Annotated in this window: 21 protein-coding genes and 2 pseudogenes; 14 read left to right on the top strand and 9 right to left on the bottom strand. The window is 71.3% G+C overall.

Annotation, left to right across the window (positions count from 1 at the left end):
• Positions 1 to 24: 24 nt before the first annotated feature.
• Positions 25 to 313 (top strand): annotated as a pseudogene (locus tag ACFYRX_RS18845) (PadR family transcriptional regulator); the annotation flags it as partial.
• Between the two features lie 66 nt (positions 314 to 379).
• Here ACFYRX_RS18845 and ACFYRX_RS18840 read toward each other — a convergent pair.
• On the bottom strand, positions 380 to 1735 hold the full coding sequence (locus ACFYRX_RS18840) for an NAD(P)/FAD-dependent oxidoreductase (RefSeq protein WP_389101641.1): 1356 nt from the start codon (positions 1733 to 1735) through the stop codon (positions 380 to 382).
• A gap of 409 nt (positions 1736 to 2144) precedes the next feature.
• Between ACFYRX_RS18840 and ACFYRX_RS18835 the strand changes: the two genes are divergently transcribed.
• Together ACFYRX_RS18835 and ACFYRX_RS18830 are read left to right on the top strand one after the other, a co-directional pair.
• Positions 2145 to 2441, top strand: coding sequence for a hypothetical protein (locus ACFYRX_RS18835; protein ID WP_389100915.1), 297 nt, complete (start codon positions 2145 to 2147; stop codon positions 2439 to 2441).
• Between the two features lie 136 nt (positions 2442 to 2577).
• On the top strand, positions 2578 to 3480 hold the full coding sequence (locus ACFYRX_RS18830; RefSeq protein ID WP_389100913.1) for a hypothetical protein: 903 nt from the start codon (positions 2578 to 2580) through the stop codon (positions 3478 to 3480).
• A gap of 54 nt (positions 3481 to 3534) precedes the next feature.
• Here ACFYRX_RS18830 and ACFYRX_RS18825 read toward each other — a convergent pair whose 3' ends face one another.
• Both ACFYRX_RS18825 and ACFYRX_RS18820 read right to left on the bottom strand, forming a co-directional pair.
• Complete coding sequence (locus ACFYRX_RS18825) at positions 3535 to 3714, bottom strand: hypothetical protein (protein WP_389100912.1); 180 nt, start codon at positions 3712 to 3714, stop codon at positions 3535 to 3537.
• 132 nt (positions 3715 to 3846) lie between these two features.
• Positions 3847 to 4905, bottom strand: coding sequence for an acyl-CoA desaturase (locus ACFYRX_RS18820; RefSeq protein WP_389100910.1), 1059 nt, complete (start codon positions 4903 to 4905; stop codon positions 3847 to 3849).
• A 235-nt stretch (positions 4906 to 5140) separates the two neighbouring features.
• Here ACFYRX_RS18820 and ACFYRX_RS18815 point away from each other — a divergent pair, with 235 nt between their 5' ends.
• Both ACFYRX_RS18815 and ACFYRX_RS18810 read left to right on the top strand, forming a co-directional pair.
• Positions 5141 to 7984, top strand: a complete 2844-nt coding sequence (locus ACFYRX_RS18815) for an SNF2-related protein (protein WP_389101639.1) — start codon at positions 5141 to 5143, stop codon at positions 7982 to 7984.
• A complete protein-coding gene (locus tag ACFYRX_RS18810; RefSeq protein WP_389100909.1) occupies positions 7981 to 9261 on the top strand; it encodes an SWF or SNF family helicase in 1281 nt (426 codons plus the stop codon). The genes ACFYRX_RS18815 and ACFYRX_RS18810 overlap by 4 nt, the downstream gene beginning before the upstream one ends.
• Here ACFYRX_RS18810 and ACFYRX_RS18805 read toward each other — a convergent pair.
• Both ACFYRX_RS18805 and ACFYRX_RS18800 read right to left on the bottom strand, forming a co-directional pair.
• On the bottom strand, positions 9241 to 10416 hold the full coding sequence (locus ACFYRX_RS18805) for a cytochrome P450 (RefSeq protein WP_389100907.1): 1176 nt from the start codon (positions 10414 to 10416) through the stop codon (positions 9241 to 9243). The genes ACFYRX_RS18810 and ACFYRX_RS18805 overlap by 21 nt on opposite strands.
• Positions 10417 to 10468: 52 nt before the next feature.
• Positions 10469 to 11314 carry a patatin-like phospholipase family protein gene (locus ACFYRX_RS18800; protein ID WP_389100905.1) on the bottom strand — a complete coding sequence of 282 codons (846 nt, stop codon included), beginning with the start codon at positions 11312 to 11314 and terminating at the stop codon, positions 10469 to 10471.
• Positions 11315 to 11433: 119 nt separating this feature from the next.
• On the opposite strand from ACFYRX_RS18800, the gene ACFYRX_RS18795 reads away from it, so the two are divergent.
• Entirely contained in the window at positions 11434 to 12114 is a 681-nt protein-coding gene (locus ACFYRX_RS18795; RefSeq protein ID WP_389100903.1) for a TetR/AcrR family transcriptional regulator, read from the top strand.
• Positions 12115 to 12261: 147 nt separating this feature from the next.
• Positions 12262 to 13602, top strand: coding sequence for an esterase-like activity of phytase family protein (locus ACFYRX_RS18790; RefSeq protein WP_389100901.1), 1341 nt, complete (start codon positions 12262 to 12264; stop codon positions 13600 to 13602).
• A 9-nt stretch (positions 13603 to 13611) separates the two neighbouring features.
• Here ACFYRX_RS18790 and ACFYRX_RS18785 read toward each other — a convergent pair whose 3' ends face one another.
• Together ACFYRX_RS18785 and xylA are read right to left on the bottom strand one after the other, a co-directional pair.
• Positions 13612 to 14067: a hypothetical protein gene (locus ACFYRX_RS18785; RefSeq protein ID WP_389100899.1), complete on the bottom strand. Its 456-nt coding sequence runs from the start codon at positions 14065 to 14067 to the stop codon at positions 13612 to 13614.
• A 180-nt stretch (positions 14068 to 14247) separates the two neighbouring features.
• Entirely contained in the window at positions 14248 to 15414 is a 1167-nt protein-coding gene (gene xylA / locus ACFYRX_RS18780; RefSeq protein ID WP_389100897.1) for a xylose isomerase, read from the bottom strand.
• Between the two features lie 146 nt (positions 15415 to 15560).
• Here xylA and xylB point away from each other — a divergent pair, with 146 nt between their 5' ends.
• The 6 genes from xylB to adh all read left to right on the top strand — a co-directional run bounded on the left by xylB (position 15561) and on the right by adh (position 23163).
• On the top strand, positions 15561 to 17006 hold the full coding sequence (gene xylB, locus ACFYRX_RS18775) for a xylulokinase (RefSeq protein WP_389100895.1): 1446 nt from the start codon (positions 15561 to 15563) through the stop codon (positions 17004 to 17006).
• Between the two features lie 60 nt (positions 17007 to 17066).
• The gene (locus ACFYRX_RS18770; RefSeq protein WP_389100893.1) at positions 17067 to 18275 is read left to right on the top strand and encodes an ROK family protein; all 1209 of its coding nucleotides are present in this window, start codon (positions 17067 to 17069) and stop codon (positions 18273 to 18275) included.
• Positions 18276 to 18551: 276 nt separating this feature from the next.
• Positions 18552 to 19565 (top strand): acetamidase/formamidase family protein, encoded by a 1014-nt coding sequence (locus ACFYRX_RS18765; RefSeq protein ID WP_389100892.1) that lies wholly within the window; start codon positions 18552 to 18554, stop codon positions 19563 to 19565.
• A gap of 29 nt (positions 19566 to 19594) precedes the next feature.
• Positions 19595 to 20194: an N-acetylmuramoyl-L-alanine amidase gene (locus ACFYRX_RS18760; protein ID WP_389100890.1), complete on the top strand. Its 600-nt coding sequence runs from the start codon at positions 19595 to 19597 to the stop codon at positions 20192 to 20194.
• A gap of 108 nt (positions 20195 to 20302) precedes the next feature.
• Positions 20303 to 21583: a GAF domain-containing protein gene (locus ACFYRX_RS18755; protein ID WP_389100888.1), complete on the top strand. Its 1281-nt coding sequence runs from the start codon at positions 20303 to 20305 to the stop codon at positions 21581 to 21583.
• 56 nt (positions 21584 to 21639) lie between these two features.
• Positions 21640 to 23163 carry an aldehyde dehydrogenase gene (gene adh, locus ACFYRX_RS18750; RefSeq protein WP_389100886.1) on the top strand — a complete coding sequence of 508 codons (1524 nt, stop codon included), beginning with the start codon at positions 21640 to 21642 and terminating at the stop codon, positions 23161 to 23163.
• A 448-nt stretch (positions 23164 to 23611) separates the two neighbouring features.
• Here the strand turns inward: adh and ACFYRX_RS18745 are convergent, their stop codons facing one another.
• Both ACFYRX_RS18745 and ACFYRX_RS18740 read right to left on the bottom strand, forming a co-directional pair.
• On the bottom strand, positions 23612 to 23977 hold the full coding sequence (locus ACFYRX_RS18745) for a hypothetical protein (protein WP_389100884.1): 366 nt from the start codon (positions 23975 to 23977) through the stop codon (positions 23612 to 23614).
• A 639-nt stretch (positions 23978 to 24616) separates the two neighbouring features.
• Entirely contained in the window at positions 24617 to 24832 is a 216-nt protein-coding gene (locus ACFYRX_RS18740) for a DUF6243 family protein (RefSeq protein ID WP_389100882.1), read from the bottom strand.
• A 388-nt stretch (positions 24833 to 25220) separates the two neighbouring features.
• Here ACFYRX_RS18740 and ACFYRX_RS18735 point away from each other — a divergent pair.
• A pseudogene (locus tag ACFYRX_RS18735) lies at positions 25221 to 25474 on the top strand (serine/threonine-protein phosphatase); the annotation flags it as partial.

Below are 25474 nucleotides of genomic sequence, written 5' to 3'. Positions count from 1 at the left end.
CGCTGGAGACGGCCAGGTTGTCCCACGCTCACCGACGAAGGCCGGCGGGACCTGCTCCACAGGCTCGCCGAACCGACGGCGCGTGACATCACCGACGAGAACCGGTGGTTCACGGTCCTCGCACTTCTCCGACATCCGGACGACGCGGACGCCCGGGCGACCGTACTACGGCGTCGGCTCGCCTTTCCGGAGGGGATCGCGAGCTTCTTCCACGAAGGTGACCAGCCGCTGAGCCGTGCTCACCATCGCGTGTGTCACATCCCGGGCCGAACTCGGCCGGCTGCGGGAGACGCTCGCGTCACTCGGCGGCTGACGGCTGCACATGGTGTGCCGACCCGCACCTCGAGGAACGACAGAGCCTTCGGCGGCTGATTTCCGCTCAGTCGTCCGGTTGCTCCGGTGTCGTCGGCGGCTCGGTGGGTGTCGGGCCGGGCGGGCGGAAGAGGACGGCCCGGATCACGGGTGGAGCGAACAGGGCGGTGACGGGCGCGGAGAGGGTCAGCACGGAACGGAAGGCCCGTCCCACGACCGGGTCACCGGGGGACCGTTCCGTGACCCGGCCCAGGTACCACCCGGCGATGCGGTCCGCGGGCCCGTCGTCGACCGCGGTGCCGACCGCGCCCGGCATCCTGCGGTCCGCCCCGGCGGAGATGTCCCACGCGAGACCGGAGGCCGCGAGGATCCTCCGCTGCACACGCCGTGTGGTGGGCGTGCGGCGCCGGTCGGCCAGGGCGTCGCGCAGGGCGACCGCGCTCATCGCGGCGATGGCCATGCCCTGCCCGTAGATCGGGTTGAAGGTGCACAGCGCGTCGCCGGTGGCGAGGAATCCGGCCGGGTGGCGGCCGGGCAGGTCGTAGCGACGGCGGACATTCGCGGTCCGCCGGTAGCCGAAGGCCGGGGAGAGGGGTTCGGCGTCGTCGAGCCACCGGTCCAGGAGGGGATGCGCCAGCCGTTTGGTGTAGGTCTCGAACTCGGCGTCGCCGGTGGGCGGTTCGTCGCCCCTCAGCCCCGAGACGATGACCAGGTGGCTGCCGTCCTCCAGCGGCAGCGCACCGCCGCCGTGGACCTGGTCGGGGCCCGGGTAGACGTAGTAGCCGAGGGTCTCGCCGTCGAGGACGCCCGTCTTGCCGCGATAGACACGGGAGGCGTAGGCGAGGCCGGTGTCGATGGTCTCCTCCTGCGGGGTCCCGGCACCGATCGCCGCGAGCCACTGTGGCGCCTTGGTGCCGCTGCCGGAGGCGTCGACGACAAGGTCGGCCTCCAGAGCCCGGTGTTCCGCGCCGGCCCCGGCCGAGCGGTCCCGCAGCAGCACGCCCCGTACCCGCGAGGCGTCACCGAGAAGCCCGACGGCATCGGTCCCCTCCACCACAGTGATCGCCGGATTGGCGAGAACCCGACGCCGCACCAGCTCCTCCAGCTGCGCTCGGGAACCGGTGTAGATGTGCGTCGTCGCGGGCAGACGGCGGAACCAGCGGCCGTTCTGCCACAGGACCATGTCCGACGGCATGCCCACTTTCGGCGCCCCCGCCTCCCGCAACTCCGCCAGGAAGCCCGGCAGCAGCGACTCCATGGCCACCTGCCCGCCTTGCAGCAGGACGTGCGGATGCCGGCCCTGCGGTACCCCAGGCCGTGACCCGGCCCCGTCCGGGAACCGGTCGCGCTCGACGACGGTCACCCGGTCGGCATACCCGGCCAGGACGTGCGCGGCGAGGAGCCCCGCGAGGCTTCCGCCCACAACCACTGCGCGTCGCCCGCCCCGACTGTCGCGCTCGCCCCGACGGCCCGTCCCTGAGGCTGAGTTCACCGATCCGCTCCCCTGATCGCCCGCGTCGTGAGAAGAGGCAAGTATCCCGCCCCGCCAAGTGGGTTGGCCGTGTTCCGGCCCTTCTGCGGGGCGACGGGCCGACCGTGCCTGCCGGGGAGTCGCCCTCGGCTCAGCGTGTGGGCGTAGGCACTCGAGCCGTATGACGCCCGTGGGCAGGTCCGTTCGCTCCACCTCCCCGGGCGACCAGGTCGTGGCGGCGTTCGAGAACAGTCAGGCCCACCGGCCCGCCCACTTCTGCCGCCAGGGCTCCGACCCTACGTTGGGTAGCAGAAGACGAACGCTCGGCGAGACCACAGCACTGAGGGGGAAGGTGGTCGGCATGTGGGGCAGGATCCGCAAGTCCGGTACGAGATTGGTCAATTCCATGCGTACCGAGGAGCACACCGGCGGGGAGACGCGTTCTCACAATCTGTTCGAGGCCGCCGCCGCGTATGTCTCGGCCTGTGCGGAGGACGACCAGGACGGGATCGAGGACGCTTCGACCTGGGTTTCTCCGGAGGCGCTGTCGTTCGGGGTGAACGAACTCGCGTGCCGGGCCGTCATCGCCCTCGCCCGGGAGCGCGACGAGTCGCCGCGTACGGTGGCACGTGCGCTCCTCGGACTGCCGACGGCCTGACCGGCCGGCAACGGATGGTCGTTTCGCCCCTGTCCAACCGGAAAACTGCAGCTCCGGGTGTACTTGGGAGTCGTGACAAGCACCTTCCCGGCACACTAGGGTGCGCGCCGTTGGACGAACCTATCGGGAGGCTGGGATGGCCGGGACGGACGAGGACGCCGTCGCCGACGCGGACGACGCGCTCTATGTGCTGACGGCGGTGCTGCTGACGCCGGCGAAGTTCCCGAGCGTGCTGGGCGACGACTATCCGGAGGCCTGCGCGTCGCTCGGTCTGGCGCCGCTCGCCGACGGGTACGGCCTGGTGATCGGCCAGGACGGCAGCGGCGCCAGGTGGACGGTCGTGGTCGACGACGTCTCACTGGTCGCTGTCGCCATCGCGTCCTGGGACTGCGGCATGGAGTACGACCTGTCTCCCGAGGAGCACACCGTCGTGGCCGCACTGCCCGGCTGGCCGCTGGCGATCGCCGTTGCCGCGCCCGGTGTGCCGGCGCCGCACGACCCCGACCCGGAGACCGCCGACGGCCCTGCGCTGACGCCGCCGGACACCTCCACCTGGGGAGCGGCCCAGCGGCGCCTGGGGGCCGACGAGATCGCGCTCCAGTGGGCGATGTGGCGGGAGCAGATCAACGACGCGGACCTTGCCAGCCCGAAGGGTGGGACCGGCGGGGACGGCAGAGCTCCGGACGACGAAGGCCCGACCGACGAGGCAACGGGCCGCGGCGCCTCGGTCAGCAAGGCCGCGGGCGAGGCCGAGAGGGAGACGCCCAGGGGCCAAAGCGGTGTCCGGCGTGTTCTCGCGGAGGCCCGCGCCTATGTGGAGACGACGCCGCCCCTCGGCCGCGTCCGCTCGTCCTTCGCGTCGGGCGATGCTCGGACGCTGCGTGCCGACGGTCCCGGCTGGTCGCTGGTGGCAAGGACCGACGACATCGCGTTCGTGCTTCTCGACGACAAGCCCGGGGAGGTCCTGCCGGTGGGCCGGGGACCCGAGCTGCCGGGGCTGCTGGAAGCGCTCGACAAGATGGCCGTACGGCCCAGCTGAGCCGCCGTACCGCACCGGCCGGGCCCTGTGGCGCTCCCGGCCGGTGCGCGGGTGTCAGCCGAGTTCCTTGCGGGTGACCCGGCGCAGCCTGCGCCGCTGCGAGGGGTCCAGTGTGAGGTACGCGGCGGTCGGGACTCCCAGGACGATCAGGAGGGCGGCCCACCAGGGCAGCCAGATCAACAGGAGAAGTCCGACCGCCACACCCCCTGCGGCGATCTTCGCGTTCTTCGACATGTACGTCGCCTCCTTCGCGGCGGTTGCCGCTCTCTGTCCAGAGAAACGGGTCTGTGCTTCCGGTGGTTCCGGACCGCGACCCTGAGACATCCCTGAGACCACGCCCTGAGACGTCCCGGATGCGTAGGTGTCCTAGTGGTCGGCCCGCAGTGGCTCCCCCACCTGGTGCATGTGGCTCAGTGCCTGTCGGTAGGAGTCGAGGAGTCCGGTCTCCGTGTAGGAGATACCCAGATCCCGGCAGTGGGCGCGCACGAGCGGCTGCGCGAGTCGCAGATGGGGCCGGGGCATGCTGGGGAAGAGGTGGTGTTCGATCTGGTAGTTGAGACCGCCGAGGAACCAGTCGGTGAGGGCGCTGCCCCGGATGTTGCGGGAGGTGAGTACCTGGCGGCGCAGGTGGCCCCAGGGCTCGCCGGCCGGGTCAGGCATCTCCATGCCTTTGTGGTTGGGGGCGAAGGCCATCCCGAGGTGCAGGCCGAACAGCGCCTGATGGAGCGCCGCGAAGGCCAGCGCCTTACCGGGGGGCATGGTGGTCAGCAACAGCGTGGCGTAGGCGCCGACATGGGTCACCAGAAGGGCACCCTCCACCGCGCGCTCCCGTGGCCCCTGGCGGCGCAGGTCCCGGAAGCCCTGGATTTTCAGAGCGACGCCTTCGAGGAGCGTGAGCGGGAAGAAGAGCCAGGCCTGGTGGCGGGTGAGCCGGCGTTTGAAGCCGGTGCGTCCCTTCGCCTGTTCGCCGGTGAAGACGAGGACGTCCGCGGCGACGTCGGGATCCTTGTCGATGTGGTTGGGGTTGGCGTGGTGCCGGTTGTGCTTGTGGTTCCACCAGGAGTAGCTCATCCCCAGGAGCAGGTTGCCGTGGATGAGGCCGATGGCACGGCCGGTCGCCTTGTCGCCGGTGATCTGGGCGTGGCCGGCGTCGTGGCCCAAGAAGGCGGTGCGGGCGCAGAACGCGGCGAGGAGCGGGGCCAGCAGCAGGGTCCGCCAGGAGTCTCCGGACAGGACGACGGCCGTGACGAGGCCGGCGAGGACGAGCGTGTTGACGGCGATGGCCCGGGCGTACCAGCCGTGGCGGCGATCCAGGAGGCCCTGCCCCTGCACCGCGCGCAGGAGTGGCGCGAACTCGCTTCCTCCGGGCGGGGAGCCGGACGTACCGCGCGGGTGCGGTGCGACGGTTGCGGCGCTCTGGGACATGGCCGGACTCCGGTTCTCTCAGAAAAGGTGCTGACCTGAGAAAACGTACGAACCGATGACCTGTCGCGACCATGCGGCAACCCCCCGTGTATACACGGGGGGGCAGCGCCGGAACTCGCAGGGGGTTGACGACACCCCTGCGCGAATGCGACCCGCTCCGCACTCCTCCCCCTCCGTGAGTCCGAGAGGTGATGTACCCTCGACCACTCCGACGAAGTAGTCAAGTTTGAGGAGCATCGCGATCTCTGTCCAGCGGTTCCCTGCGGCATCACCGTCCGAGATCTCCGAACTGGCCTCCTGCTGCGCCGTGTTCGTACCCGGGGACCCCGCTCGAACGGGCCGTGCGGCCTTCTGGCGGCCCGACGGCACACCGCCGCCCCCTGTCGCGTCGGGGACGCTCGAGGAGCTGACGCTCGTGGTGCCCGGCAACAGCGATGTGGAGGTGGTGAGCCTGCCCGCGGTGCTGCTGCCGGTCCGCATGGCCCTCCCGGTTCTCACGCGTGCGCGTGCCTCCACGCACGGTCACCGGTCGACCGTGTTCTGGGGTTCGGCGGCAGTGCTGGCCCTGCAGTACCTGGCGCGCGGGCTCCTGTTGCCCGGGCTGTCCCGGACCGACCACGACGCCTGGCGCATGGGTCCGCTGGGCACGGCGGACGTCGAGCGGATCCGTCGGCTCGCCGCCGCGATGCCGCCCGAGGCGCACGCCGTACCCCTGGACACCGCCGAGCCGCTCAGGCTGCCCGACCCGGAGACGTTGCTGCGTGCCTTCCTGGACGCGGTCGCCGACGCCCTGCCCCGCTCCCCCGCGGCGCCTCTCGTGACCGGCGGACCCGCCTACGCCGCTCAGGAGCCGCAGCACCTGCCCGAACAGCGCGCGTGGGCGGCGGATGTCGCCGCGGGCCACGACGCGGGTGTACGCGTCTCGTTGCGCATCGAGACGCACAGCCCGGACGCCGACGGGGCACCCTCCTTCCGGGCCGTTCTCCAGGCGCACGACGTCAGCGATCCGACGATCGTCGCCGACGCCGCCGACGTGTGGGCGGGATCGGCGGCCTTCGGTCCCCGCGCGCGCATGGACGTTCTCCTCGCGCTCCGCCGGGCGGCACGCGCCTGGCCGCCGCTCACACCGCTGCTCTCGGCTTCAGTGCCGGACGCCGTGGAACTGGCCGACGAGGAGGTCGGCGACCTGCTGGGCGAGGGCACTCGAGGCCTCGCCGGCGTCGGGGTCGGGGTGCACTGGCCGAAGGAGCTGACCAGAAAGCTCACCGCGCGCGTGACCGTCGGTCCGCCCGACGACGGCGATCGGGCCGCCTCCGCCGCTCCGTCGTTCCTGTCCGCCGACGCACTGCTCGCGTTCGACTGGTCGTTCGCACTCGGGGACCACCAGCTGACGCCCGAGGAACTCGACCGGCTCGCCGAGGCCGATCGCCCCGTCGTGCGGCTGCGCGACCAGTGGGTACTGGTCGATCCGCACGAGGTCCGCCGCGCCCGTGCCCGACAGGACCGCAAGGTGACGCCCGTCGACGCGCTGAGCGCCGCTCTGACGGGCGCCGCCGAGGTCGACGGCCGGATGGTCGACGTGCAGGCCACCGGATGGCTGGCGGCCCTGCGGGACCGCCTCGCGGACCCGGAGTCCCAGGAGCCCGTCCCGCAACCCGCCGCGCTCGCCGCCACGCTGCGGGACTATCAGCGCCGGGGCCTGAACTGGCTGGCCCGCATGACCTCCTCGGGACTCGGCTGCTGTCTGGCCGACGACATGGGACTCGGCAAGACAGTCACTCTGATCGCCCTGCATCTGCACCGGCAGACCGACATGGCCACCGCCGGGCCCACTCTCGTGGTCTGCCCGACGTCCCTGATGGGCAACTGGCAACGCGAGATCGAGAGATTCGCGCCGGGTACCCCGGTGCGCCGCTTCCACGGTCCACGGCGCGAGCTCGACGGCCTGGCCGATGGGGAGTTCGTCCTCACCACGTACGGCACCATGCGCCTGGACGCGTCCCGGCTGGCGGAGACGGCCTGGGGGATGGTGGTGGCGGACGAGGCGCAGCACGTGAAGAACCCGTACTCGGCGACCGCGCGGGAGCTGCGCTCGATCGGGGCACGCGCACGCGTGGCGCTCACCGGCACCCCGGTGGAGAACAACCTGTCGGAGCTGTGGGCGATCCTCGACTGGACGACTCCGGGCCTGCTGGGCCGGCTCGGCGCCTTCCGCGCCCGGTACGCCCAGGCCGTCGAGAGCGGTCAGGACCCGGCCGCCGCGGAGCGTCTGGCCCGGCTGGTGCGCCCTTTCCTGCTGCGGCGCCGCAAGGCGGATCCTGGAATCGCCCCGGAGCTGCCGCCGAAGACCGAGACCGACCGTGCCGTGTCGCTCACCCCGGAACAGGCAGGTCTGTACGAGGCGGTGGTGCGCGAGACGCTCGCTGAGATCTCCGAGGCGGACAGCATGGCGCGGCGCGGACTGATCGTGAAGCTGCTGACGGGGTTGAAGCAGATCTGCAACCACCCGGCGCAGTTCCTCAAGGAGGAGCAACCGAGGATCACCGGCCGCTCCGGCAAGCTGGAACTGCTGGACGAGCTCCTCGACGCGATCCTCGCCGAAGGGGCGAGCGTCCTGGTGTTCACGCAGTACGTGCGCATGGCCCGTCTCATCGAGCGCCATCTGACGGCGCGTGGTGTGCCTTCGCAGTTCCTGCACGGCGGGACGCCGGTCGCCGGGCGCGAGGCGATGGTGCGGCGGTTCCAGGAGGGTGAAGTGCCCGTGTTCCTGCTGTCGTTGAAGGCGGCGGGTACCGGCCTGAACCTGACGCGGGCCGAACATGTCGTGCACTACGACCGCTGGTGGAACCCCGCCGTCGAGGCGCAGGCCACCGACCGCGCGTACCGCATCGGACAGACCCGTCCCGTGCAGGTGCACCGGCTGATCGCCGAGGGAACCATCGAGGACCGTATCGCCGACATGCTGCACCGCAAACAGGAGTTGGCCGACGCGGTCCTCGGCGCCGGAGAGACGGCACTGACCGAGCTGACGGACGCGGAGCTGGCCGATTTCGTGCAACTGCGAGGCGGCGCACGATGACGGGACAGGACACGGAGAACGAGCGGACGTTCACGGCGCTGCCGCCCGCGCACGGGCGAGGTTTCGCACACACCTGGTGGGGCCAGGCGTGGCTGCGTGCACTGGAGGACGCCGCGATGGACTCCAGGCAGGTCAAGACGGGCCGCGCACTCGCCCGCGCGGGTGCGGTGGGCGCGGTGTCGGTGCGTCCGGGGCGCATCACCGCTGTCGTCCAGGACCGGGACCGCACCCCGCACCGGGCCGACGTCCTGCTGTCCGAGCTGTCCGCCGAACAGTGGGACCGGTTCCTGGACATGGCCGTCGAACGAGCCGGTCATGTCGCCGCGCTGCTGGACCGCGAGATGCCACCGCACCTGGTGGAGGACGCGGCGAGTGCCGGCATCGAGCTGCTGCCGGGTCCGGGCGATCTGGAACCGGAGTGCGACTGCGGGACCTGGGACCACTGCGGTCACACGGCAGCCCTGTGCTACCAGGTGGCCCGCCTGCTGGACCAGGACCCCTTCGTCCTGCTGCTCATGCGCGGCCGGAGCGAGCAGACCCTCCTGGAGGACCTCCAGACCCGCAGCGCCGCGCCCGCACAGGAGCCTTCCGAGCCCGGGAGGACGGACGGTGTGGACGCGGCCGAGGCGTACGCGGCCGGCGGCATCCTGCCACCCCTGCCCTCGCCGGCGGAACTGCCCGAGGGCCCCGGCCGACCGCCCTCGCTGGACACCGAGGCCCCGCCGGGACCGGCAGTCGACCCGGTAGCCGTCCGTCATCTGGCCGCCCGGGCCGCCGTAGAGGCCCATCGGCTGCTCGCGGAGGCTCTGAGAGGGCCCGCCTCTTCTCCGGATTCTCCGGACGTCGAACTGACGGTCGCCCAGGACGCGGTGCGGCTGGCTGTCGGGGCGCCCGACCAGGCCGTGACAGATCGGCTCGCCTCCGGATCGGGACGCGACCCGGAGGCGTTGGCGCACGCCACGCGTGCGTGGGGCCTAGGAGGTGCGGCAGCACTGTCCGTACTGGAGGACGAGTGGGCGCCCGCAGGCGACGCCCTCGCACGCGCGCGTGCCGCCCTGGACTCGGCCTGGGACGAGGACGAGCGGCCGGCGCTCAGGGCGACGGGCAACCGGTGGACGGTCGTCGGTGCGCCCGCCCAGATACGTCTGAGCCGGGACGGGCGCTGGTGGCCGTACCGGAACGAGCGGGGACGCTGGGTGCCCGCGGGTCCGGCCGTCCTGGATCCGGCGACCGCTCTGGCCTCGACGGAGGTCGCCTCAGCCGAACCGCAGGGGTAGTTCGGTCAGTCCCCTGAGCAGGGTGCTACTGCGCCGGGTCAGCGTGTCCGGGTCGGTCGCGAAGGCGAGGGCGGGCCGGTGGCGCAACAGCAGCCGCAGGGCGACGGACGTCTCCGCGCGGGCCAGCGGGGCCCCCAGGCAGTGGTGCGGGCCGTGGCCGAATCCCAGGTGCCCGCGCGTGGGGCGCCGCAGGTCGAAGCGGTCCGGGTCGGGAAAACGCAGCGGATCGCGGGAGGCGGCGGCGAGGGAGACCAGCACGGAGTCGCCCGCCTCGATACGGGTGCCGTCGAGGTCGAGCGGCTCGGCCGCGAACCGGAACGCCGTGGCGTGGACGGGTGAGTTGTAGCGCAGGGACTCCTCGACGGCGGCCTCGGCCAGGTCCGGTTGGGCGCGGAGCAGGGCGAGTTGGTCAGGGTGTGCCAGCAGTGCGTGGACGGTTGCGGAGATCAGGTCGACCGTCGTCTCGTGGCCCGCGACGAGGATCAGGAAGGCCATGCCGAGGAGTTCATCGGGGCCGAGACCGCCGTCCGCCACGAGATCGCCGAGCAGTCCGGTCGCCCGCCGTTCGCTTCCTGGGGCGACCAGCTCGGCGAGGTACTCGGTCAGTGCGGTCGCGGCGGCGGTCGCGGCCTCGGGCGAGGTGGGCATGACGAGCCCGTCGGACCAGGAGTGGAACGCGCTGCGGTCCGCGGCGGGCACGCCCAGCAGGTCGCAGATCACCGTGACCGGCAGGGGCAGCGCGTATCGGGCGACCAGGTCCGCAGTCCCCCGCTCCGGGAGCCCACCCAGCAGCTCGAGGGCTACGGCCTCGATGCTCGGGCGCAGGGCGGCGACGCTCCCGGCCGTGAAGCGTGCCGCCACCAGCCGGCGCAGCCGCGTGTGCTGCGGAGGGTCGGTCTGGAGCATGTTGCGCCCGACGGCGTGCCCGCCGTCGCTGTGCCAGGACGAGGAGTGCCGGATGTCGTTGCGCAGACGCGGGTCGCTCAGCGCGGTCCGCGCCGCGTCATGGGCGACCACGAGCCAGCTCTCACCGCTCCCGGGGACGAGGACGCGGTGCACGGCACCTTTGGCCCGCAGCGCGGCGTACACGGGGTAAGGGTCCTGGGCCAGGTCGTGACCGTCCGGGGCCAGTTCCTCCAGGGTGGGGGCGGGCATCGTGGTTCCTCTCGGTCGTGGTCGCCAGGGTTACGGCGTCCCGAAGCGCCCTCTATTGCTCCGCGCGCCAGACCGGGTGCACCGATGCCGCGAACGCGCTCGCCTGGGCATGACCGGCTCGGGCGGCCGCGGGGCGGCGGGCGTCGGACGTCATGTCACGTCCCATGGCGCGACGGGCGGCGGCGTCCGGAGTCACGAGGGTGACGTGGGCGCCTTCGGCGGCGAGGGCGGCCGCCTGTCGCTCGGCGCTCGCGTGGGGGCCCACGGCGGCGTCGATCGGGGCGATGGCCAGGACGTGGTGATGGCCGTGCGCGAGGTGGATGTTGGCCGTGGAGCGACTGCCTCCGTCCATCCAGCGGCGCCCGGCCAGGGTGATGGGGGGCCAGATCACCGGAACCGCGCAGCTCGCGACGACCGCTTCGAGGAGTGTGACGCCCGACTCGGCGTCGAAGGCCGTCAGTTGCCCCGAGAGTGCGTCGACGGCCGTGATCCGCAGCGTGTGCTCGGGCCACTCCCGCACGCCGCGCAGCAGCGGTCCCAGTACGGGGAACACCTCGGACTCGGGGACCGTGCGGGCCTTCAACGCGGCCTGACCGAGGCGCCGTACTGAACGCTCCGGGTCGCGGGAGCCCAGCGCGGCCCACAGGAAGCGGAGCGTCTGAGCGAGGCTGACACCGAGGTCCACCCGGTCGGCACCGGTCAGTTGGCGTTCGTACAGCTCGCGTGCGGGTTCACCGGCGAGCAGACGCGAGCCGAAGATCGCGCCGGCCGAGGTGCCGATGACGACGTCCGCGCGGGTCGGCTCGACACCGGCGTCGCTCAGGCCGGCGAGCACTCCCGTCATCCACGCTCCGCCGACGGGGCCGCCCCCGCCGAGGACGAGCGCCGTACTGGCCATGTCCACTCCCTCCATCAAGGTCCATCAGGTTCCATCGAAATGGGGAGCACTCCCCACTTGCCCGATCGACGATAGCATCACTACCGGGGAGCACTCCCCGGTACCGTGGAAGGGCGATCATGACGAACGACGCGACGGCACCGGCGCGACGGCGCGATGCGCGGCGCAACCGTGAACTGCTGGTCGAGGCCGCTCACGAGGTGTTCACGGAGCAGGGTCTCGAGGCTCCCCTGGACGTGATCGCCCGGCGGGCGGGGGTGGGGAACGCGACGCTCTACCGCCACTTCCCCAGCCGTGCCGCGCTGGTCGACGCGGTCTTCCGTGAGCCGCTGGCGGGCACCATGGCCGCCGGTGAGCAGGCCCGGGCCTCGGCGGACGCCTGGGAGGGGCTCGTCGGCTATCTGGAGGCCGTGTTCGCCGTCCTGGCCACCGACCGCGGCACGAACGATCTGATGACCACGCATCTCGAGGGCGTGGACTCGTTGCAGGCCGTGCACGCCCACAATCGGGCGACCATGGAGTCGCTGCTGCGCCGGGGGCGCGAGGAGGGAAGCATCCGCGCGGACGTCACCACGGAGGACGTCCTGTTCGCGCTGGCCGCGCTCGGACGAGCCGTACCCTCCCTGGCCACGACCGTCACCCCGGAGGCCTGGCGTCGCCCACTGGCTCTCCTCCTCGACGGACTGCGCGCCTCGCCCGCCGCTCCGCCCCTCCCCTCCCCCGCGCTCACGGCGGACCAACTCGGTGATGTCCTCCAGGGACTGGGCCCGCACCGGCCACCCCGCGCCGCCGCTGGATGAGCACGCGCCTCACGAGGCGCACGCGCGCGTACCGCGATGTCGGGCCGCCGCGCGGCCGACGCCGTGTGTTCACCCGTCGGTCGTACGGCGTTCCGGACGGGGCCCAAATCTGGCCGCTGTCACCGAACTTGGTCCCCAGGAGGCCCCATGTCCCCGCACGCCGACGGCCGACGCACCGCCAGACGCACCGCCGCGGCGGGCGTACCCCTCGTCCTGGTCGCCGCCCTGTTCGCGGCGGGCCCCGCTGCGGGCGCCTCCTCCGGCGAGGCCCGTGTCGTGCGGACGGCGACGCTGGGCGACATCCCGCTCGGCGCGTTCAGCAACAGGCTGCTGCCGGGCACGGTGGACGACGACCGCGGGGTGGACCTCGGCGGCATCGGCAGTGACATCTACCCGGCGGGCCGCAAGGGCGAGTTCTGGACGGTCACCGACCGTGGCCCCAACGGCCAGATCAAGGTGGACGGCACCAAGCGCCGCACGTTCCCGGTGCCGGGCTTCGACCCGGCGATCGTGAAGATCCGCGTCACCGGCGACACCGTGAAGGTGCTGGACGCGATCCCGGTCACCACCGCTTCCGGCAAGGCCGTCACGGGGCTGCCCGACCAGGCGGGGCGTGACGAGGCGCCGTACGACTACAACGCGCTCACGGCTCTGTCGTACAACCCGAACGGCCTGGACACCGAGGGCGTCGTGCGGGCCTCGGACGGGAGCTTCTGGCTCGTCGACGAGTACGGTCCGAGCCTGGTCCACGTCTCCGCGCGCGGGAAGGTCCTCACGCGCTATGTCCCCAAGGGGCTGAACCTCACCGGCGCGGGCTACCCGGTGGTGGAGGCGCTGCCCTCCGTCCTGCTCCACCGGAAGATCAACCGTGGCTTCGAGGGGCTCGCCCAACTGCCCGGCGGCGACCTGGTACTGGCCGTGCAGAGTCCCCTGTCGCTGCCGGACACGGGCGCCGGAGAGGCCTCCCGGACCACCCGGCTGCTGCGTTTCTCACCGAAGAGGAAGGCGGTCACCGCCGAGTACGCGTACCGCTTCGACCCGGTGAACGTCGTGGACCCGAGCGAGGACGACACCTCCGAGCTCAAGATCTCCTCGGTGGTCGCCGTGGGCGGTGACCGGCTGCTGGTCGAGGAACGCACCGACAAGGCCGCGCGGCTCCAACTGGTGCGCCTGGACCGGTCCTCCGACATCCTGGGCAGCGCCTGGGACAAGGACACCACGGCACCGTCGTTGGAGCAGCTCGACGACCCGGCGGCCTCCGGCGTCCCCGTGCTCGCCAAGAAGCTGGTCGTCGACCTGCGCACGGTCGACGGCGTGCCCGGGAAGATCGAGGGCGTCGCGCGCGTGGACCGCGACACGCTCGCCCTGATCAACGACAACGACTTCGGGATGACGGACGGATCCGGCGCGTTCGACGCCGAGGGCCGGCTGGTCGACAGCGGGGTGGAGACGACGGTGACGTACGTGAGGCTGCCGCACGGCCTCTGAGGGGCCGCGTCAGCCGAGCAGGGACGGCAACAGTGATTCCAGGTCGCTCGGGAACTCGCTGGGTATGTCGGTCGGGAACTGCGACGGGAGTTCGCTGGGCAACTCGCTCGGAAGCTGCGTGGGCAGGCTGAACGACGGCTGGGGAGAACTGCTCGTACTGGTCTGCGGAGCCGGGCCCTTGTCCGGCGAGTCGTCGCTTCCCCTCGCCATGAAGAACACGACGAGGGCGACGGCCACAGCTGCCGCGATCACGGCGAGCAGAGCGAAGAGCGGGCTCCGGCGCCTTCTCGGACCGTTCGGGCCGGGGTCGCCGACCGGTCCCATCGGCTGGGTCGACGGCAGACCTCCGTACGGGTTCGGGGTCTTGTGCCCGAAGTCGTCGGGGGGTGGTCCGAAGCCACCGCCCGGAGGCGGTGTCCCACCCGGCGGTCCGGGCGGCTGGGGCGGTACCGGCGGCATGGCCATACCGTCCAGAGTCGCCTCGAACCGGTCACGGGGCGACCCCCGCACGGCAGTTGATACGGCCTCATGCCCTGGATGGCATGATTCCGGAACATTCCGCGCAGAGGTGGCGATCGATGCGCACGCGCGCGTGCCGTCGGTGAAGGCCACTCACGGCCGACGGCACACGCGCGTGGGCTTCGTTCAGCCGCGCGCGCCCAGCAGGTGGTCCATGGCGAGCTGGTCGAGCTGCTCGAAGGCCATACCGCGCGCGGCGACCGCCTCCACGTCGAAGTCCTCGAAGGCGCTGCGGTCCGCGAGCAGCGACTTCAGGCCGTCCGCCGCGGTCTGCTGCGCCAGTTCGTCCAGACGCGAGGCGCGCAGGGCCTCCTGGACCTGCGGGTCCCCACGGAAGGCGGCCGCACGCTCCTTGAGGATGAGGTAGTTGCGCATGCAGCCCGCGGCCGACGCCCACACGCCGTCGAGGTCCTCGGTCCGCGGCGGCTTGAAGTCGAAGTGCTTGGGCCCGGCGTAACCGGCGCTCTCCAGGAGGTCGACGAGCCAGAAGGCGGCACGCAGGTCGCCGGCGCCGAAGCGGAGGTCCTGGTCGTACTTGATGCCGGACTGACCGTTGAGGTCGATGTGGAAGAGCTTGCCCGCCCACAGGGCCTGGGCGATGCCGTGCGGGAAGTTCAGCCCGGCCATCTGCTCGTGGCCGACCTCGGGGTTCACGCCGTACAGCTCGGGGCGCTCCAGGCGCTCGATGAACGCCAGCGCGTGGCCGACGGTGGGCAGCAGGATGTCACCGCGCGGCTCGTTCGGCTTGGGCTCGATCGCGAACTTCAGGTTGTAGCCCTGCTCCGTCACGTACTCGCCGAGGAGGTCGAAGGCCTCCTTCATGCGGTCCAGCGCGACGCGTACGTCCTTGGCGGCGCCGGACTCGGCGCCCTCACGGCCGCCCCAGGCGACGTAGGTCTCGGCGCCGAGCTCGGCCGCGAGGTCGATGTTGCGGATCGTCTTGCGCAGCGCGTAGCGGCGCACCTCGCGGTCGTTGGCGGTGAACGCGCCGTCCTTGAAGACCGGGTGCGTGAAGAGGTTGGTGGTCGCCATCGGCACCTTCATGCCGGTCGAGTCCAGGGCCTCACGGAAGCGCTTGATGTGCCTCTCGCGCTCGCTGTCCGAGGATCCGAAGGGGATCAGGTCGTCGTCGTGGAAGGTCACGCCGTGGGCGCCGAGCCCTGCCAGGTGCTGCACCGTCTCGACCGGGTCGAGGGCACGGCGGGTGGCGTCGCCGAACGGGTCCCTTCCCTGCCAGCCGACGGTCCACAGGCCGAAGGTGAACCTGTCCTCGGGGGTGGGCTGGTAGTTCATCACGCGGCTCCTCGCTGCTCCGGACTATTTCGTCATGGCGCTTTACAAATTAGTATGCGCACACGTCTCTGGGAAGAGACAAGGCGTCTCCGGGTGGAGACCCGAGCCATTTCAAGATCATGAGCCGTGCAACAAGGGAGAGCCCGATGTCAGCAGCCGAGGGTCCGCTCGTCGTCGGCGTGGACACGTCCACCCAGTCCACGAAGGCACTGGTGGTCGACGCGGCCACCGGCCAGGTCGTCGCGAGTGGCCAGGCACCGCACACCGTGTCCTCCGGGGCCGGCCGCGAGAGCGACCCGCGTCAGTGGTGGGACGCGCTCAACGAGGCCCTGCGCCAGTGCGGGGACGCGGCCCGCGAGGCCGCCGCGGTGTCGATCGGCGGACAGCAGCACGGGCTCGTCACGCTGGACGCGCGGGGCGAGCCGGTGCGCCCGGCGATGCTCTGGAACGACGTGCGCTCCGCGCCGCAGGCCCAGCGGCTGATCGACGAGCTGGGCGGCCCGAAGGCCTGGGCGGAGCGGACCGGAAGCGTGCCCGGCGCCTCCTTCACGGTCACCAAGTGGGCCTGGCTCGCCGAGCACGAGCCGGAGGCCCTGCGCGCCGTCAAGGCCGTGCGCCTGCCCCACGACTACCTCACCGAACGCCTCACCGGCCAGGGCACGACCGACCGCGGTGACGCCTCCGGCACGGGCTGGTGGGCGTCTGCGACGGAGTCGTACGACAGCGAGATCCTCGCGCACGTGGGGCTCGACCCGGCTCTGCTCCCCCGCGTGGTCCGGCCCGGCGAGGTCGCGGGCACCGTCCGCGACGGACATGACCTGCCGTTCTCCAAGGGCACCCTGGTGGCCCCCGGCACGGGTGACAACGCGGCGGCCGCGCTGGGCCTCGGGCTGCGCCCCGGGACGCCGGTGATGAGCCTGGGCACCTCGGGCACGGTGTACGCCGTGTCGAAGCGGCGTCCCACCGACCCGACCGGCACCGTGGCGGGCTTCGCCGACGCCCACGGTGACTGGCTGCCGCTGGCCTGCACCCTGAACTGCACACTCGCCGTGGACCGCGTCGCGGCTCTGCTGGGCCTGGACCGCGAGGCGGTGGAGCCGGCCTCCGGGGTGACCCTGCTGCCCTACCTGGACGGCGAGCGCACCCCGAACCTGCCGAACGCCTCGGGACTGCTGCACGGGCTCCGCCACGACACCACCGGCGGCCAGCTCCTCCAGGCGGCCTACGACGGTGCCGTACAGGCCCTGCTCGGAGCTCTGGACCTGGTGCTCGACGAGGACGCGGACCGCTCGACGCCACTGCTGCTGATCGGCGGCGGCGCCCAGGGCACGGCCTGGCGGCAGACCGTACGACGGCTCTCGGGACGCCCCGTCCAGGTGCCCGAGGCCAAGGAGCTGGTCGCCCTCGGCGCCGCAGCGCAGGCCGCAGGACTGCTGACCGGCGAGGACCCGGGCGCGGTCGCCCGGCGCTGGAACACGGCCGCCGGACCGGTGCTGGAGGCCGTGGAGCGGGACGAGGAGACGCTGGCCAGGATCGCCGGGGTACTCTCCGACGCGGCGCCGCTGCTGGAGCGGGGGACGCAGGCCGGCTGACGACGGGGACACGGGTCGGCCCAGGACGGGAACGCGGATCCACTGAGGATCGAGGGAGGCATGACCGCACCGCTGCACGACGCCCACCCGGCAGGTCCCGGCCGCGGCCTGCCCGACACCCAGCAGGGCATGCGCCGTCGCAACCTGGCCCGGGTGATGCACGCCGTCAGTTCCGAGGGGCCGCTGTCGCGTGCCGCGGTCGCCTCGCACATCGGTCTGACCCGGGCCGCGGTGTCGACCCTCGTCGACGAGCTCATACGCTCGGGGCTCCTCGAAGAGCTGGGCCCCGAGCGTCCGGGAAGGGTCGGCAGACCGGGCTCCGCGCTCGCCGTCAGCGGGCGGGGCCCTGCCGGGATAGGCGCCGAGGTCGGGGTGGACCACCTCGCGGTCTGCGCGGTGGATCTGCGCGGGCAGGTGCGTGCACGGGTGGTGCGGTACGGCACGAACCGGGGCCGCTCCCCCGAGCCGGTGATCGCCGAACTCGCCACCCTGGTGCGCCGGGTGGTGGCGGAGGCCGAGACAGAGGGGCTGTGGCCCGCGGGGCTCGCCGTGGCGGTGCCCGGGCTGGTCGCGCGGGACGCCCGGACCGTCGTCCGCGCCCCGAACCTCGACTGGCACGAAACCGACCTGGGCACTCTGCTGCCCGAGGACTTCCCGCTGACCGTGGGCAACGAGGCCAACTTCGGTGCGCTGGCCGAACTCTGGCTCGGCGACGGCACTCCGCACGACTTCCTGCACGTCTCGGCGGAGATCGGCATCGGCGCGGCGCTCGTGGTGGACGGACAACTGCTGCGCGGTACCCGCGGTTTCGCGGGCGAGCTGGGCCATGTGCCGGTCCGCCCGGACGGTCCCCGGTGCCCGTGCGGGGGCCGGGGCTGCCTGGAGCAGTACGCCGGTGAGGAGGCGGTGCTGCGGACGGCCGGGCTGGAGCCTGGCGAGGACCGTGTGGGCCTGCTCGCCCAGCACGCCGCGGACGGCGACGAGAAGGTACGAGGCGCGCTCAGCGAAGCGGGCGAGGCGCTCGGCATCGCGCTGACCGGAGCGGTCAATCTGCTGGACCCCGAAGCCGTGGTGCTCGGCGGTGCGCTGGCCGGGCTCGCGCCCTGGCTGCTGCCGTCGCTACGGGACGAACTGGCCCGACGCACGGCGGGCCCGGCCTGTCCGGTGTCGGTGTCCCGGCTGGGTTCGCAGGGGCCGCTGCTGGGAGCCGCGCACTCGGTGGTGCGGGCCGTGCTGGACAACCCGGCGGTTGTGGGCGAACGGGCCTGAACCCCCGCTGGTTCACCCTGTCGGGTGAGCGAGTTGTCCACATCGCCAAGGTTGTCCACCGAAACCCCCAGCGCCCTTCTGCCCCATCGGCAGGCGCCGTACCGTGATCCACGCGAGGCACACAACCACGGTCCTGTTCCGGAGCGTGCGGATACGGCGGCACCCGGAGCGCATGGCCGGCACCGCCTGTGTCCACCCCGCCCGTATCCGCCCCTCCCGTATCCGCCCCGCCTGTTTCCGGCTCGACGAACCCGCCCAGAACGGAGCTGTACAGCCATGAGCGACCCCAGGATCCTGACCGTGCGACCCGAACCCGGCGAGTACGCCTGGACGTTCGGCGGTGCGCCACCCGTGGCCCGGATCGCCCCCGGCACGGTTCTCGACCTGTACACGGAGGACTGTTTCGCGGGACGAGTGCGCTCGGAAAAGGACCTGGTGTCCGAGGTGTGCGAGTTCCCCTTCCTCAACCCGCAGACCGGCCCTTTCCACATCGAGGGCGCGGAGCCGGGCGACACGGTCGCCGTGCACTTCGTGTCGATCGAACCGGCCCGGGACTGGGCCGCGTCGACGACGGTCCCCCTGTTCGGCGCGCTCACCTCGACGCACACCACCGCCACACTCCAGCCCCCGCTGCCGGAGACCGTGTGGATCTGGCAGTTGGACCGGACGCGGCGCACCGCACTGTTCCGGGCCCGTGACAGCGACATCGAGATCGAGCTGCCCATGGACCCGATGCACGGCACGGTGGGGGTCGCACCCGCCAATCTGGAGGTGCGCTCGGCGCTGGTGCCCGACGCGCACGGCGGGAACATGGACACACCGGAGATGCGGGCGGGCGTCACCTGCTACCTCGGGGTCAACGTGGAGGGCGCCCTGCTCAGCCTCGGCGACGGACACGCCCGGCAGGGCGAGGGCGAGACCTGCGGGGTCGCCGTCGAGTGCGCCATGAACACCGTGGTCGTCGTCGAGCTGCTCAAGGGGATCGCCACGCCCTGGCCGCGCATCGAGTCGGACACCCACATCGTCTCGACCGGTTCGGCACGTCCGCTGGAGGACGCGTTCCGGATATCGCAGCTCGACCTCGTGCAGTGGCTGGTGCGCGACTACGGGTTCAGCGAACTGGACGCCTACCAGTTCGCGACCCAGGCCGTGGAGTCTCCGCTGGCCAACGTGTGCGACACCAACTACACGTGCGTGGCGAAGATCCGCAAGGAATGGCTGCCCGCGCGCGAGACTCACCGGGGGGTGCACCACCGGCTCCGTGAGATCGCGGCGGCCCTGCGGGGCTGAACACCGCCGACAGGAAAGGCACTTGATCATTGGAACGCGCAAGACCGCTGTTCGACCGACGGCGGCTGCTGAAGGGCGCCGTCCTCGCTGCCGTACCGTACGCGCTGCTTCCCGAGACATTGGCCGGGGCGGCTCCCCAGCCGGTCGACCACGCGCTCGCCGAATGGCAGCCCGCGACAACCTCCAACTACACGAACTCGGACCGCCCCTGGTCGTACGACATCGACCGGGTGGTCATCCATGTCACCCAGGAGTCCTACACCGACACCCTGGGAATCTTCCGGAACCCGGCGAAGCAGGTGTCCGCGCACTACGTCGTCCGGTCGGCCGACGGTCATGTCGCGCAGTGCGTCCGGGAGGCCGATGTCGCCTGGCACGCCGGGAACTGGGGGTACAACACGCGCAGCGTCGGCATCGAGCACGAGGGGTGGGTGGACAAGCCCGCCTACTTCACCGACGCCCTGTACGAGATGTCCGCGGTACTGACCGCGGACATCTGCGAGAGATACGGCATCCCCAGGGACCGTAAGCACATCATCGGGCACTACGAGGTGCCGGGCACGGACCACACCGACCCGGGACCGTACTGGGACTGGGCGCGCTACATGAGGATGGTCGACCTGGCCTGATCTGCGCGAGAGGCACATCGCTTGAGGTGACGCCGGTCGAAGTGGTTGTCTGCGCGCGCACCCGGAGTCACGATGTCCCCAGCCACATCGCCTTCCGGGGAGTGCGAGTTGACCGATCCATGGGTGGCCCTGGAACCGGGGGCCGACCCCGTCGAGCAGGTCCGGCTGCTGCGGCGTGCGCACGAGACGTTCACCGAGGCGGGCACGGTGCAGCGGCCGGTGCGCCCGGTGGTGGCCGACTCGTGGCGGCGTTCCGCGCGGGCCGGTGTCGGGCCCGACGGGACGGCGAGCGTGGACCTCAGCGACGGTGACCTCGGCGTGTACCGGGCCGAGCATCCGCTGGCGCGGGTCATGCCGTTGTTCCGTGAGCTGATGGGCACCTTCGCCTCCGACGGGGAGCACCTGCTCGCGGTGTGCGACGAGCACGGCAGGCTGCTCTGGGTCGAGGGTCACGCGACGCCCCGGCGACAGGCGGAGTGGATGAACTTCGTGCCGGGGGCGCGCTGGGCCGAGACGGCCGTCGGGACGAACGCGCCGGGTACCGCGGTGGCGGTGGACCGGCCGGTGCAGGTGTTCGCGGCGGAGCACTTCATCCGCCGGGTGCAGCCCTGGACCTGCGCGGCGGCGCCGGTGCACGACCCGCGGACCGGGCGGGTGCTGGGGGCCGTGGACATCACCGGCGGGAACGGGCTGGCGCATCCGCACAGTCTGGGTTTCGTCCAGGCGGTCGCGCGGGCCGCCGAGTCCCAGCTGGCGCTGCTCCTCCCGCAGCGGCCCGCCACCGACGTCCCCGAACTGAGCGCGCTGGGCCGGGACGAGGCAGTACTGGTCAGCGGCGGTCACAGGACCAGGCTCAGCCGTCGGCACAGCGAGATCCTGGTCCTGCTGTCCCGGCATCCGGAGGGGCTGACCGGGGACGAGCTCCTGTGCGCGTTGTACGAGGACGAGTCGGTGACACCGGTGACGCTGCGGGCCGAACTGGCGAGACTGCGCAGGGTTCTCGGGCCGGGACTGCTGGCCTCGCGGCCGTACCGGCTGACCATGGCGGTCGAGTCGGACGTGGCCCTCGTCGAACGGCGGCTGGAGAGCGGGGCGGTCACGGGGGCGGCCCGGGGCTACTCCGGTCCGCTGCTGCCGGCCTCGCAGGCTCCGGCGGTGGTACGGCTCAGGCGCCGGGTCGCCGACGGGCTGCGTACGGCCCTGATCGCCCGCCGCGATCCCGACCTGCTCGCCGACTGGGCGCACACCCCGTGGGGCGAGGACGACGTCGACGTATGGCGGGCGCTCGCCGCCGTGCGTCCCACGGCGAGCGTCCGGGCCCGTCTCGCCGCACTGGAGTCGGAGCTGGCCGCACCGGCGGCAACGTGGTTGCAACGTCCGCGCTCCTAACCTCGCGCCCAGAGCCGCCCAACGGCGGGCGGCGCTGCTGAAGGAGGCTGGCCAGAATGACCCGTTACGCGGCACCCGGCACCGAGGGCGCGATCGTCTCCTACCAGGCGCGCTACGACCACTTCATCGGCGGCGAGTACGTGGCGCCGGCGCGCGGCCAGTACTTCGAGAACCCCTCCCCGGTCAACGGGCAGCCGTTCACCGAGGTCGCGCGGGGCACCGCGGAGGACGTGGAGCGGGCGCTGGACGCGGCGCACGCCGCCGCCCCGGGCTGGGGCCGGACCTCGACGACCGAGCGCTCCGGGATCCTGCTGAAGATCGCCGACCGGATGGAGGCGAACCTGGAGCGGCTCGCCGTCGCGGAGAGCTGGGAGAACGGAAAGCCGGTGCGCGAGACCCTCGCCGCCGACATCCCGCTGGCCATCGACCACTTCCGGTACTTCGCGGGGGCGATCCGCGCGCAGGAGGGTTCCCTGGGCGAGGTCGACGACGACACGGTGGCGTACCACTTCCACGAGCCGCTCGGTGTCGTCGCGCAGATCATCCCGTGGAACTTCCCCATCCTGATGGCGGTGTGGAAGCTCGCCCCGGCGCTCGCCGCCGGCAACGCGGTCGTCATCAAGCCCGCCGAGCAGACCCCTGCCTCCATCCACTACTGGATGAGCCTGATCGCGGACCTGCTGCCGCCGGGTGTGGTGAACATCGTCAACGGCTTCGGCGTGGAGGCCGGCAAGCCGCTCGCGTCCAGCGCGCGAGTGGCCAAAGTGGCGTTCACCGGAGAGACCACGACGGGGCGGCTGATCATGCAGTACGCCTCCGAGAACATCAAGCCGGTCACCCTCGAACTCGGCGGCAAGTCACCGAACATCTTCTTCGACGACGTGTGGGCGCAGGACGACGACTTCCGCGACAAGGCCCTCGAAGGGTTCACGATGTTCGCCCTCAACCAGGGCGAGGTCTGCACCTGTCCGTCCCGGGCGCTCATCCAGCGCGGAAACTACTCCGAGTTCCTCCAGGCGGCCGTCGCCCGCACCGAGCTCATCAAGCCCGGCCATCCGCTCGACACCGACACGATGATCGGCGCCCAGGCCTCCAACGACCAGCTGGAGAAGATCCTCTCCTACCTGGACGTCGGCCGGCAGGAGGGCGCGAAAGTCCTCACCGGCGGCGAACGCATCGAGTACGACGGCGAGTTGAAGGGCGGCTACTACGTGCAGCCGACGATCTTCGAGGGTGACAACCGTATGCGGATCTTCCAGGAGGAGATCTTCGGCCCCGTCGTCTCGGTGACCTCCTTCGACGACTTCGACGACGCCCTGAAGATCGCCAACGACACGCTGTACGGGCTCGGCGCGGGTGTGTGGACCCGGGACATCAACACGGCGTACCGGGCCGGCCGCGGGATCCAGGCCGGCCGCGTCTGGACCAACTGCTACCACGCGTACCCGGCGCACGCCGCCTTCGGCGGGTACAAGCAGTCGGGGATCGGGCGGGAGACACACAAGATGATGCTGGACCACTACCAGCAGACGAAGAACCTTCTTGTTTCATACAGCCCGAAGAAACTTGGGTTCTTCTAGAGCTTCACGTCGGTTGCCTGGAGGGACCTTTACCCTCCAGGCAACCGAGACCTGCAGCCACTTCAAGCATTTACATAATGACGCTCCGTCGCGAACAGCTGCGAAAGCGCGCATTCTCCGGGCCAGTCACGGGCCACTCGGAGCTCCATCAGGCCATGTCTCGCGACCTGGTGCAGGCATCAAGTGCCTCGGGTGCTTCGGATCGCCTCAGCGTCGCTCACGTTCAGCCGCCGACAGTTCGAGGCCCAGGGCGCTCTCCGTGGAGGCGGCAGCCCGCCAGGCGTCCTGTTGAGGCAGGGAACTTCGATTCCCTCCTCCGTCATCCACTCGGTCATCAGCGCGCGGAAGGCAGGACCCGCGTGGGCGTATGCGGTCCGGACAGTGCCGTTCGCGGACTCGCAGCCGTGCCGGCCGCGCCGACGGCGGTTCTGTTCCCTTTGTCATGGATTCACCGCCACTCCTCCGGGTGGTCGCCGCCCTGGTCGGCGAGGTTCCGAACCATGGCGGCCTGGAAGGCGGGCCCTGCGAACGGGTAGGCCGTGTCACCCAGGGAACCGGACAGGTAGTCCTCGATGACGACATCCAGATTGCCCCGCAGTGACGTACTCACGGACGAGGCGACGCCTTCGAGGAACGCGAAGCACCGCTCCACCAGATCCTCCGGACGCTGCGCGGAGCCGAGTGCGGGCTCAAGGACGTATGCGAAGAGTTCCCAGAGCAGGCCGTAATGGTCGCCCTTGATGTCGTCGACCGTTTCGGAGTTCGTTTCGTCGGACGGAGCCGAGTTGATGCGGCTCCTGACCCTGTCGGACATCTCGGGTACCTGGGCCAGGATTTCGTCGAGAAAATTCTCACCCGTGATAAATGCCGTCATCTTCATCCGAATCCATTTTTTCTCCGGGGACCGGCCCGAGAGCGTCCCGGAATCCTACGAGGCGCTCTCGGGCCGGTTCCCACCACTCATGTCTTGGGAGCGGCTTCGGCGTAGCAGTCGCTGAAGAAAGCCTTCCAGAGTACTTCTGGTGCCTTCCTTCGAGCCGTAGTTGTAGACCTGCTCCGGGTACTGGGCCAGACCGACGGCGCTGCCGACGATACCGAAGCCACCTCGAATCTCTGATCGGTGATGTCGCTCACGGCCTGTTTGGCGACGGTGTTCTTCCGGGCGCCTCGGAACTGCTGCCCGTCGGACTCGTCCTCGGTCAGGTATTTGGTCACGCCGCCAGTGACGTCGTTGCCGTTGAGCGCGCTCCAAATTTTCCCGGCTTGCGCCCACGGATAGGCACAGAAAAGAGGGCGCTGCCGAATCCGCGGATGCCCCGGGTGGTCGGCTGGGATGCGGGTTTCGGTCGAGTGCCGGCCGGGATCGGCTGCGCCCGGTACGGCCGCAGGGCCCGGACCGCGCGTCGCGGTCCGGGCCCTGCCCCATGCGGTGCCGCCCTGTGGCGGTGGTGCGTCAGCTCTGCGCGGTGTCGTCGCTCGTCTGCCCGGCGCCCTCGGCCGCGCCTGTCTTCTCGCGCATCTTGCGCACCAGCTCCGCCTTCTGCTCGGCGGCACTCTGGCGGTCGAGGTTGCGGTGCGGACCGTTGTTCTGCCGTTCGGCGCGGGACAGCTTCTTGCGCTGGCCGCCGCCCATGCCGACGGGGTTGTTGATGTTCTTGCTCACGGTCATGGGTTCTCCCGGAATGATGTGAAGTGATCTACGGATTCATCGGTGGGGGGCGGGCGCGGCGACGTCGATGGACATCAACAGGGGCCCGTCACGGCCTCACTCGTAAATCGGCGTCTGGAAGAACTGGATGAACATGACCGAGACGTTACCCGGTTCCGTCGGCCCCGCACACCAAGTTCTCTCGAGACGAAGAAGCTCCTGGTGACGAACCGCTGCGGAAACCGGGTCTCCTCCAAAGGGCGCCAGGAAGGCGCCCGCGTCGCTCTCCAGCCGTCGGGCGCCTACCTCGATTTCCGGCAGTGCCTGCCTCTGACCAGGCAGGATGGGTGTTTCAGGTGAGGGTGGGGAGATCCGGGGAAGAAGGTGCGGCAGCCGATGGGAGGGTGCTGTGGAGGGTGGAGATCTGGAACTGGGCGAGTTGCTGGCCGCTGCGGAAGCGGCCGCGCCCGGTGAGTCCGTCGACGTGGTGGCACACGACCTGCAAAAGCGCCTCGGTGCGCGGCGGGTGTCGTTCCTGTTCGTCGACCTCATCGGCCGCCGGCTGATCCGGCTGACCGCGACCGGCGACGACGGCGACGGCGACGGCGGCGCTGGTGGTGGTGAGCCGATCGACCTGCAGGGCAGTGTCTACGACAGCGTGCT

It is taken from the genome of Streptomyces sp. NPDC005374 (genome assembly GCF_042872225.1).
Taxonomy (GTDB): Bacteria; Actinomycetota; Actinomycetes; order Streptomycetales; family Streptomycetaceae; genus Streptomyces.
The sequence above is the reverse complement of the archived record's forward strand: the minus strand, read 5'-3'. Positions and strand labels throughout refer to the sequence as shown.

What these genes read in the sequence shown, in the direction of transcription:
- xylA (WP_389100897.1), bottom strand. Translation starts at nt 15,414, where the DNA reads ATGAACTACCAGCCCACCCCCGAGGACAGGTTCACCTTCGGCCTGTGG.
- ACFYRX_RS18835 (WP_389100915.1), top strand. Translation starts at nt 2,145, where the DNA reads ATGTGGGGCAGGATCCGCAAGTCCGGTACGAGATTGGTCAATTCCATG.
- ACFYRX_RS18765 (WP_389100892.1), top strand. Translation starts at nt 18,552, where the DNA reads ATGAGCGACCCCAGGATCCTGACCGTGCGACCCGAACCCGGCGAGTAC.
- ACFYRX_RS18820 (WP_389100910.1), bottom strand. Translation starts at nt 4,905, where the DNA reads ATGTCCCAGAGCGCCGCAACCGTCGCACCGCACCCGCGCGGTACGTCC.
- xylB (WP_389100895.1), top strand. Translation starts at nt 15,561, where the DNA reads ATGTCAGCAGCCGAGGGTCCGCTCGTCGTCGGCGTGGACACGTCCACC.
- adh (WP_389100886.1), top strand. Translation starts at nt 21,640, where the DNA reads ATGACCCGTTACGCGGCACCCGGCACCGAGGGCGCGATCGTCTCCTAC.
- ACFYRX_RS18825 (WP_389100912.1), bottom strand. Translation starts at nt 3,714, where the DNA reads ATGTCGAAGAACGCGAAGATCGCCGCAGGGGGTGTGGCGGTCGGACTT.
- ACFYRX_RS18790 (WP_389100901.1), top strand. Translation starts at nt 12,262, where the DNA reads ATGTCCCCGCACGCCGACGGCCGACGCACCGCCAGACGCACCGCCGCG.
- ACFYRX_RS18830 (WP_389100913.1), top strand. Translation starts at nt 2,578, where the DNA reads ATGGCCGGGACGGACGAGGACGCCGTCGCCGACGCGGACGACGCGCTC.
- ACFYRX_RS18770 (WP_389100893.1), top strand. Translation starts at nt 17,067, where the DNA reads ATGACCGCACCGCTGCACGACGCCCACCCGGCAGGTCCCGGCCGCGGC.
- ACFYRX_RS18810 (WP_389100909.1), top strand. Translation starts at nt 7,981, where the DNA reads ATGACGGGACAGGACACGGAGAACGAGCGGACGTTCACGGCGCTGCCG.
- ACFYRX_RS18805 (WP_389100907.1), bottom strand. Translation starts at nt 10,416, where the DNA reads ATGCCCGCCCCCACCCTGGAGGAACTGGCCCCGGACGGTCACGACCTG.
- ACFYRX_RS18785 (WP_389100899.1), bottom strand. Translation starts at nt 14,067, where the DNA reads ATGGCCATGCCGCCGGTACCGCCCCAGCCGCCCGGACCGCCGGGTGGG.
- ACFYRX_RS18740 (WP_389100882.1), bottom strand. Translation starts at nt 24,832, where the DNA reads ATGACCGTGAGCAAGAACATCAACAACCCCGTCGGCATGGGCGGCGGC.
- ACFYRX_RS18745 (WP_389100884.1), bottom strand. Translation starts at nt 23,977, where the DNA reads ATGTCCGACAGGGTCAGGAGCCGCATCAACTCGGCTCCGTCCGACGAA.
- ACFYRX_RS18800 (WP_389100905.1), bottom strand. Translation starts at nt 11,314, where the DNA reads ATGGCCAGTACGGCGCTCGTCCTCGGCGGGGGCGGCCCCGTCGGCGGA.
- ACFYRX_RS18795 (WP_389100903.1), top strand. Translation starts at nt 11,434, where the DNA reads ATGACGAACGACGCGACGGCACCGGCGCGACGGCGCGATGCGCGGCGC.